At 71.2% G+C, this 8,608-nt stretch carries 8 protein-coding genes; 7 read left to right on the top strand and 1 reads right to left on the bottom strand.

The genetic code is table 11. The features are described 5' to 3' along the window. Nucleotides 1-320: 320 nt before the first annotated feature. Nucleotides 321-1,769, bottom strand: a complete 1,449-nt coding sequence (locus tag ACIRQ9_RS33270; RefSeq protein ID WP_404181982.1) for an amidohydrolase family protein — start codon at nucleotides 1,767-1,769, stop codon at nucleotides 321-323. A gap of 271 nt (nucleotides 1,770-2,040) precedes the next feature. Between ACIRQ9_RS33270 and ACIRQ9_RS33265 the strand changes: the two genes are divergently transcribed. The 7 genes from ACIRQ9_RS33265 (at nucleotide 2,041) to ACIRQ9_RS33235 (ending at nucleotide 8,574) form a co-directional block, all read left to right on the top strand. Then, nucleotides 2,041-2,862, top strand: coding sequence for an IclR family transcriptional regulator C-terminal domain-containing protein (locus ACIRQ9_RS33265; RefSeq protein ID WP_404181979.1), 822 nt, complete (start codon nucleotides 2,041-2,043; stop codon nucleotides 2,860-2,862). A 73-nt stretch (nucleotides 2,863-2,935) separates the two neighbouring features. Continuing rightward, nucleotides 2,936-4,126: a CaiB/BaiF CoA transferase family protein gene (locus tag ACIRQ9_RS33260; protein ID WP_404181976.1), complete on the top strand. Its 1,191-nt coding sequence runs from the start codon at nucleotides 2,936-2,938 to the stop codon at nucleotides 4,124-4,126. Then, the gene (locus ACIRQ9_RS33255; RefSeq protein ID WP_404181973.1) at nucleotides 4,119-4,961 is read left to right on the top strand and encodes a citryl-CoA lyase; all 843 of its coding nucleotides are present in this window, start codon (nucleotides 4,119-4,121) and stop codon (nucleotides 4,959-4,961) included. Before ACIRQ9_RS33260 ends, ACIRQ9_RS33255 begins: the two co-directional genes overlap by 8 nt. Before the next feature lie 53 nt (nucleotides 4,962-5,014). After that, the gene (locus tag ACIRQ9_RS33250; RefSeq protein WP_404181970.1) at nucleotides 5,015-5,872 is read left to right on the top strand and encodes a dioxygenase; all 858 of its coding nucleotides are present in this window, start codon (nucleotides 5,015-5,017) and stop codon (nucleotides 5,870-5,872) included. A gap of 608 nt (nucleotides 5,873-6,480) precedes the next feature. Beyond that, on the top strand, nucleotides 6,481-6,735 hold the full coding sequence (locus ACIRQ9_RS33245; protein ID WP_404181967.1) for an alpha/beta hydrolase: 255 nt from the start codon (nucleotides 6,481-6,483) through the stop codon (nucleotides 6,733-6,735). Between the two features lie 219 nt (nucleotides 6,736-6,954). Further along, a complete protein-coding gene (locus tag ACIRQ9_RS33240; RefSeq protein WP_404181964.1) occupies nucleotides 6,955-7,569 on the top strand; it encodes a DNA polymerase ligase N-terminal domain-containing protein in 615 nt (204 codons plus the stop codon). A 201-nt stretch (nucleotides 7,570-7,770) separates the two neighbouring features. Continuing rightward, complete coding sequence (locus tag ACIRQ9_RS33235) at nucleotides 7,771-8,574, top strand: VOC family protein (RefSeq protein ID WP_404181961.1); 804 nt, start codon at nucleotides 7,771-7,773, stop codon at nucleotides 8,572-8,574. Nucleotides 8,575-8,608 lie beyond the last annotated feature (34 nt).

The raw sequence follows: 8,608 nt of genomic DNA, 5'->3' as shown, positions 1-8,608 counted from the left end.
GCGGCGGCTCCCCCCCGCCGCCCCCCCCCGGGGCCCCCGGGGGCCCGGGCGGCGGGCGGGGGGGGGCGGCCCCCCCCGGGGCCCCGCGGGGGGCCCCCCCCGCTCCACGTGTGCGCCGCGACGGGCGACGCCGGAAGTTGCGCTGGAGGAACGGTTCGGGGACATGCGCAGGTGTAAGAGGCGCGTCTTCGTGTCCGACTCCGGAACGCTGAGCAGGTACCCGAGACCGGACCCGGCGAAGGACAACGCCTTCTTCCCGTCCCCGTACTCGCTGAGCAAGTACACGTCGTCGACGACCGACTTCGACGGAGTACGACGGGTCAGTGGCTGTGTGTCGAGCTGCTGCGGTAGTCGGTGTACGTGTAGGGGTTGTCGAGGACCTTCGTCTCGGGGACGTCCGGGTTCATGCCGTTCACCCAGGCCTCCTCGCCGATGGTGGACCGCAGATGCTCCACCGTCTGCTCGACCGTGCGCCGTACCGCGGTCAGGTCGATGTCGAGCAGCCGGTGCTCGTACTTGACCACGCGGCCGTTGACGACCACGGTGTGCACGTCGCCGCGCTGGGCCTGGAACGCCACATGCCCGTAGGGGTTGAGCAGGGGGAAGGAGACCGGCGAGCGGTCGTTCTTCAGCAGGACGAGGTCGGCCTTCCTGCCCGGCTCGATGGCGCCCAGATCGTGCTCGCGGCCAAGTGCCCTGGCACCGCCGAGAGTCGCCCACTCCACGACCTGGTCGGCGCGCAGCGCGCAGTGGGTGACGGTCTCCTCCCTGGCGTGGGCCGCCAGGTGTTCGCGGGCCCGGTCGGCGCCCAGTGTGCTGCGCATCGCGGAGAACAGGTCTCCGCTCCACCACACGCTCGTGTCCATGGACAGGGAGACCGGGATGTCGTGGGAGCGGATCGCCCAGGTCGTCGGATAGCCCTGGCCGGCGCTCTGCTCGCTCTCCGTGGACACCGAGACCGAGCCGCCGGTGGCCGCGATGCGGTGGTAGGAGTCGGCGGACAGGGTGGAGGCGTGCACGTAGACCGTCTCGGGGCCCATGAACCCGTGCTCGTGCATCAGCCGGATGCCGTCGTCGTTGGTGGCTCCCCACACGCCGGCATGGGTGGTGACGGCGACGCCGAGGTCGCGTGCGACGTCGAAGGCGGGCTTCTCAGGGAAGGCGGGGTCGCCGGTGACGTCGAAGGCCAGCTGGAAGCCCAGCATGTCGTCGCCGGTGACGCGGCGGCGGACGAAGTCCCGGAACTCCGGTGCGGCGGTCCACTCCGCCGGCGCCTGCTGGATGTTCCCGTAGGCGAGGACGAAGCGGCCGGGCACCGCCCGCAGCGCGTCCACCGCGGCGTCCGCGTGGTCGACCGTCCGCAGGCCGTGCGACCAGTCGACGACCGTGGTCACTCCGGCGTCCAGGGCCTCGACGGCGGCGAGGAGGTTTCCGGCGTACACGTCCTCGGGCCGGAAGGCCCTGCCGTGTTCGAGGTAGTACCAGACGAAGTACTGGGTCAGGGTCCAGTCGGCGCCGTAGCCCCGCATCGCCGTCTGCCACATGTGCCGATGAGTGTCGATCATGCCCGGCATCACGATGCCGCCGGACGCGTCGACCTCCACCGTGCCCTCCGGGACGGCGAGGCGCGGGCCGACCGCGGTGATGCGGTCACCGGTCACGAGGACGTCGGTATCGGCGAGTACCCGGCGCGCGGGAGTCATGGGCAGCACCGTGCCGCCGCGGAAGACGAGGGGGCGTTCTGCGTGGAAGGGGTTGGACCCGGGCATCGTTGTGTCTCCCGCCTACGTCGGACAAACGTCCGTATCCCGGCTGTTGATGGGTGACTGATGCTCATCGGGTCGACGGTGGCTGTCAATCCCGCGCGCAACTCGAAATCTGCCCGGATCCCTGCATGGATGTCCGCTCTGCGGTCGGTCGACCGCGGGCGGCGCGAGAGCCTCGCCCCAGGGTGCCTTTCTGCTGCGTAGAGTGGCTGAGGTGGGGGTCCGCCAGGCGGACACGCCCCGACCGGAGTCCACGAGATGCACAGGAGCTGTCATGCCGCGTGAAGGAACCGGGCCGGATTTCATCGAGGCGCTGGCCCGGGGTCTGGAGGTCATCACCGCGTTCCAGCCCCGGCGGCCGGTGATGTCGCTGACCGACGTGGCGACCGCCACGGGACTGGCGAGGCCCACCGCGCGCCGGATCCTGCTCACCCTGGTCGAGCTGGGATACGTGCGCTCGCGGGACGGCGGGTTCGCCCTGACCCCGCGTGTTCTGGACCTCGGTGTCGCCTACGTGCGCTCGATGGGGCTGTGGGACGTGGCCCGACCGCACCTGGAGTGGCTGGTCGAGCGCACGGACGAGTCCTGCTCGATCGCTCAGCTCGACGGCTCGGACATCGTCTACGTCGCCCGGGTCTCGGTTCCCAAGATCGTCACCCTTTCCGTGCAGATCGGCACCCGTTTCCCGGCATTGCCCACCTCGCTGGGGAAGGTCCTGCTGGCCGCCCTGCCGCCCGACGACGTGGCGGGGGTCCTCGCCGAGCCCAGCCGCTCCGGCCTCGACTCCCTGTGGCACCCGGATCGAACGGAGTGGGAGTCCGAACTTCGCGAGGTGCGCGCGCGAGGGTGGGCGATGACCGACGAGCAACTCGCCAAGGGCATCAGGTCGGTCGCCGCTCCGCTGCGGGACGGCTCGGGGCGGGTCATCGCCGGCGTCAACGTCAACGCGCATGCCGCGGAGGCCTCGGTGGAGGTGCTGCTCGACGAGTATCTGCCGCTGCTCCTGCAGGCCGCAGGCCGGATCAGCGGGGACTTCGCCCGGCTGGAGGCGGCCCCGCACGCCGTCCGGCCGGCGGGTGTCCGCGCGACGTCTTGACGCGCCGGACGGACCGCACTCAGAATCGGATCTCCGGACAAGCGTCCGCTGTGCGGACGGGAGGGCGAGGGTGATGTCCCAGAACGCGAGGCCCGCACAGGACGGCCCCACGGCGCCTCTGTCCGGCGTGCTGGTCGCGGACTTCTCGCGGATCCTCGCCGGGCCCTACGCCACCATGCTGCTCGCCGACCTCGGAGCGGACGTGGTGAAGGTCGAGGGACCCGGCGGCGACGACACCCGAACCTGGACACCCCCCACCCGCGACGAGGTCTCGACCTACTACCTCGGGATCAATCGGGGAAAGCGTTCGATCGCTCTCGACCTGCGTGACGAGGCCGACGTCGAGGCCGCTCGCGAGCTGGCCCGCCGCGCGGACGTGCTGATCGAGAACCTCAAGCCCGGGGGCATGGCCAAGTACGGACTGGACTTCGAGTCGGTCCGGCGGGAGAACCCCGCGCTCATCTACACGTCGATCACCGGGTTCGGCGCCGGGCCCGGACGCCATGTCCCCGGCTACGACCTCATGGTGCAGGCCATCTCCGGCCTCATGAGCCTGACGGGTGACCCGGACGGCCCGCCCTACCGGGCCGGGATATCCGTCTTCGACGTGATGGCCGGCAACCACGCGGCGATCGGCATCCTCGCGGCGCTGCGGCACCGGGACGCCACGGGGACGGGACAGCTCGTCGAGGTGAACCTGCTGTCCTCGGCCTTGACCGGACTGGTCAACCACAGCTCGGCCTACGTCGCCGGCGCCACCGTGCCGTACCGGATGGGCAACGCCCACCCCAGCGTCTTCCCCTACGAGCCGCTGCCCACCGCCGACAACGACCTCATCGTGACCGCCGCCAACGACGGCCAGTTCCGCAAGCTGTGCGAGGTGCTCGGCATACCGGAGGTGGCCGACGACCCGCGGTTCGCGCGCAACGCCGACCGCACCGCCCACCGCGACCAGCTGCGGCCGCTGCTGGTCGAGAGACTGGCGACACGCGGCGCCACCGAATGGTTCGAGGCCCTGGTCGAGGCCGGTGTACCGAGCGGACCGATCAACACCATCGACGGCGGGTTCGCCATGGCCGAGCGCTTCGGACTCGACCCGGTCGTCACCGTCGGGGAGGGAAGCCGTGCGGTGCCCACCACCCGCCACCCCATCCGGTTCTCCGCCACCCCCGCCACCTACCGGCTGCCGCCACCCGAACTCGACGAACACGGCGAGGAGGTGCGCAAGTGGCTGAGCGCACCGGAAGAGGCCGCCCGTGACTGAGCCGGCACCCCGCCCCGCCTACCCCACCGCACTGGGCGCCTCCGACCCGAAGACCATCACCCTGCTCGGGCACGACCTGGCCGAGGACATCATGGGCTCCGTCGGCTTCGGTGAACTCGCCTTCTGGCTGGCCACCCAGCGCAGGCCCACCACCGGTGAGACACGCGTCTTCGAGGCCGTCCTGGCCGCACTGGCCGACCACGGATTCACCCCCACGGCCATCGTCACCCGCCTGACCTACCTCTCCGCACCGGACTCCGTGCAGGGCGCCCTCGCCGCCGGCCTGCTCGGCGGCGGCTCCCGCTTCCTGGGCGTCACCGAGGACACGGGCCGCTTCCTGCACGATGTACTGGAGTCCCAGGACGGCGCCCCGCCCACCGACGAGCAGGGCTGGGACGAACTGGCCCTGCGCACGGTCCAAGAGCAGCGCGCGGCCGGACAGTTCGTCCCCGGACTGGGACACCACGTACACAAGGAAGGCGACCCCCGCACGCCGCGGCTGATGCGCATCGCACAGGAAGAAGGCCTCTTCGGCCCGCACTTGAGCCTCTTCGCCGCCATCGGCCGAGTCCACCCGGCTGTGCTGAACAGGACGCTTCCCCTCAACGGAGCGGGAGTCTGCGGTGCCGCCCTGGCGGATCTCGGTCTCCCGCTGCCGCTGCTGCGCGGTTTCGCACTGCTGGCCCGTACCGCCGGACTGATCGGCCAACTCGCGGAAGAACTGCGCCACCCGGTCGCCCAGGACGTCTTCCTGTCCGTCGACCGCAACAACATCCCCGTGCCACCGACCCCGTACCCGGCGGAACCCCTTGAGAAGGGGCGGCGGGAGGAATGAGCCAGCGACCGCCGCACCTCACTCATCGCACCGCAGAACAAGGAGCCGCCACCGTGTTCGTCGACGAGGACAACATCACCGAGCTGGCCGTGCAGCGCTGGTCCACCGCGCACTCGCCGCGACTGGGCGAGCTCATGACCGCGCTGGTGCGTCATCTGCACGCCTTCGCGACGGAGGTGCGGCTGACCGAGGACGAGTGGACGGCCGCCGTCGAATGGCTGACCGCGGCCGGCCAGGCCTGCGACGACAAGCGCCAGGAGCTGATCCTCACCTCCGACGTGCTCGGACTGAGCACCCTGGTGGTGCAGTTGAACAACAGGTTCGCGCCGCAGGCGACCCCCGCCACGGTGCTCGGGCCCTTCCACGTCGACGGGTCGCCGACCGCGCCGTACGGATTCGACATGTCGGAAGGCATCGAGGGCACGCCGCTGTTCTTCACCGGCAAGGTGACCGACACCGAGGGCAAGCCCCTCGCGGGCGTCGTGCTCGACGTCTGGCAGGCCGACGCCGACGGGGCCTACGAGGCCCAGCTCCCCGAGATCGACGAGGCCCGCCTGCGGGCCAAGTACCGGACCCGGCAGGACGGCACGTACTGCATCCGCACCATCGCACCGCGCGGCTATGCCATCCCCATGGACGGCCCCGTCGGCGACCTGATGCGCAGGACGGACATCAGCCACTTCCGGCCCGCACACGTCCACTTCCTCATCGACGAACCGGGCTACCGCAAGCTGACCACCCATCTGTTCCGGGAAGGCAGCGAGTATCTGGAATCCGACGTGGTCTTCGGCACCAAGGACGCGTTGATCATCCCGTTCACGTCACGGACGGCGGGCACCGCACCCGACGGAACCACGCTCGACACCGCGTACCTGCGGGCCGAGTACGACTTCGTCCTGCAGCCGGGCTGACCGGGGCCCGGACGGTGTGCCGAGATCCCGCTCGGGGCCCCGCTCCGGGCGTGGAAGGCGGTGTCCGGGCCGGTTCAGTCGTGGAGGTCGTCGGCGCGGGTGGCTTGCGGGGTGGTGTGCCAGGAGCTGAGGAGGGGTCCCGTCGTCGCCGATCCCGGCCTGCGCGGGCGTGAGCTCGGCCCGGCGTGCCCTGAGGAACGCGCCGAGCTCGGCGCGCGGTGAACGCGTGTCGGACATGACTGCCACTATGCCCCAGCCACACCCCGTCGAAAGGGGGCAGAAATCTTCCCCGGCACGCCCGTGCCCCGGCAGAAACCGTCCCCTCCCGCACCGCGGCCACGACGGGCACCGTGAAGCCATGCGTATCGACGTGACCTTCACCAGCGCCGGGATCCCCCTCGCCGGCCACCTGTACATCCCCGACAGCGACGCCGACGGTCGCGGAAGCCGCCGACCAGCCCGCCCCGACCCTCCCCCTGCGCACCACCGAGGACGAAGCGCGCGCCGCCGGCCGTTATGCCTACGAGGGGTGGGAGTACTACAGCACCGACCGGGGACGGCACCCGCGCCAGACCGACGACTTCCCCCTCACCAGCATCGACAAGATCGTGAACTTCAACGCCTTCCACCTCGTCGGGCTCCTCGCGCCACGCCCGCTGCTGATGGTCGCCGGCGACGAAGCGGCCACCGCCTGGATGTCCGAGGAGGCCGTCACGACGGCCAACGAGCCCAAGTCCCTGCACTGGATCCAGGGCGCCGGCCACATCGACCTCTACGACCGCCACGTCCCCCAGGTCGCTCACGAACTCACCTCCTTCTTCACCGAGCACCTCGCGGCACGCGAGGCGGGCGCGACGGTCTGAGAGACCACCTGACCGCGCCGGCCGCGAGGACGGGCGGCGCCCCGGAGTGCGCCTCCGGTGACACCGGCGCCGACCGGGAGACCGTCGATTCCATCCCCGGAAGGCGCCGGCAGTCCGCGGCTCCTGGGTACCTGGAGGGTGCGCTCCCGGAACGGCGGTCCTCCCGGACCGGCGGTCCTCCGGGCGTGGCAGACGACCGCGATCACCGGGAAGGAAGCCATGAACGCGAAGGATCCTCTCGCGGACCACCACCGCAAGCGCGACTTCTCCGTCACCCGCGAACCCGGCGGTGGCGCCACACACCCAGCCGGCCAGGAGCACCGGTACGTGATCCAGCTGCACGACGCCGGCACCATGCACTTCGACTTCCGGCTGGAGGTGGACGGGGTGCTCAAGTCCTGGGCGGTCCCGAAGGGCCCCTCCGGCGACCCGCAGGACAAGCGGCTGGCCACCCCCACCGAGGATCACCCGCTGACCTACCAGGACTTCGAGGGCACGATCCCGGAAGGGGAGTACGGCGCGGGCACGGTTCTCATCTGGGACGAGGGCACCTACCATCCGCTGCCCGACCGCACGGGCCGCGAGACACCCATGGGCGAGGCGCTCAGACACGGCCACGTCTCCTTCTGGCTGGACGGCGCCAAGCTGCACGGCGGCTACGCCCTCACCCGCTACCGGGACGGCCAGGACGGCGAGAAGGAAGCATGGCTGCTGGTCAAGCGAGCTGATCAGCGGAGATCGGACCGGGGCGCGCCCACACCGTTCCTGGCGCGTTCCGCGCGCAGCGGGCGCACCCTGAAGCAGATCGCGTCCGGCTCCGGCTCACGCCGTTAGCGGAGCGAGCCGGAGGTGTCCGGCCCACTGCTCGTGCGCTGCCGTCCCGGCGGGGGACACGGACACCGTCTCGCCGAGCCGCTGCACATGTCACCTCCGGGCCGCGTGCTCCTACCGGGAGGCGTGCGGAACGCGGATTCCGGTCGGACACTGGAGATCAGAGCGGGGGCCCGACGCCGAAGGGAACCGGGGCGTGATGGCATGAGCTACGGCACGACACACTCCTCCGGTGCGGACGAGACCGTCTCCACACGCTCCGTGTTCGGTGCGCCGTGCTGGGTGAGTCTGAGCAGCCGCGACATCGAGGCGACCGAGGCCTTCTACGGGGCGGTGCTGGGCTGGCGGTGGCGCACCGCCCGACTCGGCCTCCGATTCCGTACGGCACTGGTGGACGGGATCCCCGTCGCCGGGATCGCTGAGCTCGCGAGCGTGTGGCAGATGGCCGTGGCCTGGACGCCGTACTTCGCCGTCGAGGACGCGGACGTGGCGGTCGGCCGGGTGCGGGAGCGCAGCGGAACCGTGGCGGTGGGGCCGATCTCGTTCCCGCCCGGCAGGGCGGCGCTGCTCGCGGACCGCGACGGCGCCCGCTTCGGGGTCTGGCAGGGCCAGCTCGTCACGGAGTGGGAGGCGTGGCGGAGGGCGGCGCCGACGTTCATCACGCTGCACACCAGGGACGCCTTCGACGCGGCCATCTTCTACGGCGAGATCCTCGACTGGTCATCGGGCCGTCCCGGTTGCTGCGAGGTCGAGTACGCGGGAGGCAAAGTGCTGTTGCGCAGCGGGGGCGACGTCGTGGCCCGCATCGAGTCGGGCTCGGTGGAGGCGTCGACGGACCCTTCCGTCCGGCCGCACTGGCAGGTGCACTTCGCCGTGGCCGACGTGCGGGCGTGCGTGCGGGCGGCGGAAGCGCACGGCGGCAGTGTCCTGGACGAGAGCGAGCATGAGGCGGTGCTGCGCGATCCCGACGGCGCCCAGTTCACGGTGACCGGGCGTCGGAGCCTTTGACGGTCCGACCGGACAGCCGGTGCGGGAGCGATGA

This window comes from Streptomyces sp. NPDC101237, assembly GCF_044767465.1.
Taxonomy (GTDB): domain Bacteria; phylum Actinomycetota; class Actinomycetes; order Streptomycetales; family Streptomycetaceae; genus Streptomyces; species Streptomyces gramineus.
Note: the sequence above shows the minus strand (reverse complement) of the source record. Positions and strands in the feature narration are given on the sequence as shown.

Excerpts from the sequence above, each read along its gene's own strand:
- ACIRQ9_RS33270 (WP_404181982.1), bottom strand. The coding sequence starts at position 1,769 with ATGCCCGGGTCCAACCCCTTCCACGCAGAACGCCCCCTCGTCTTCCGC.
- ACIRQ9_RS33265 (WP_404181979.1), top strand. The coding sequence starts at position 2,041 with ATGCCGCGTGAAGGAACCGGGCCGGATTTCATCGAGGCGCTGGCCCGG.
- ACIRQ9_RS33260 (WP_404181976.1), top strand. The coding sequence starts at position 2,936 with ATGTCCCAGAACGCGAGGCCCGCACAGGACGGCCCCACGGCGCCTCTG.
- ACIRQ9_RS33240 (WP_404181964.1), top strand. The coding sequence starts at position 6,955 with ATGAACGCGAAGGATCCTCTCGCGGACCACCACCGCAAGCGCGACTTC.
- ACIRQ9_RS33235 (WP_404181961.1), top strand. The coding sequence starts at position 7,771 with ATGAGCTACGGCACGACACACTCCTCCGGTGCGGACGAGACCGTCTCC.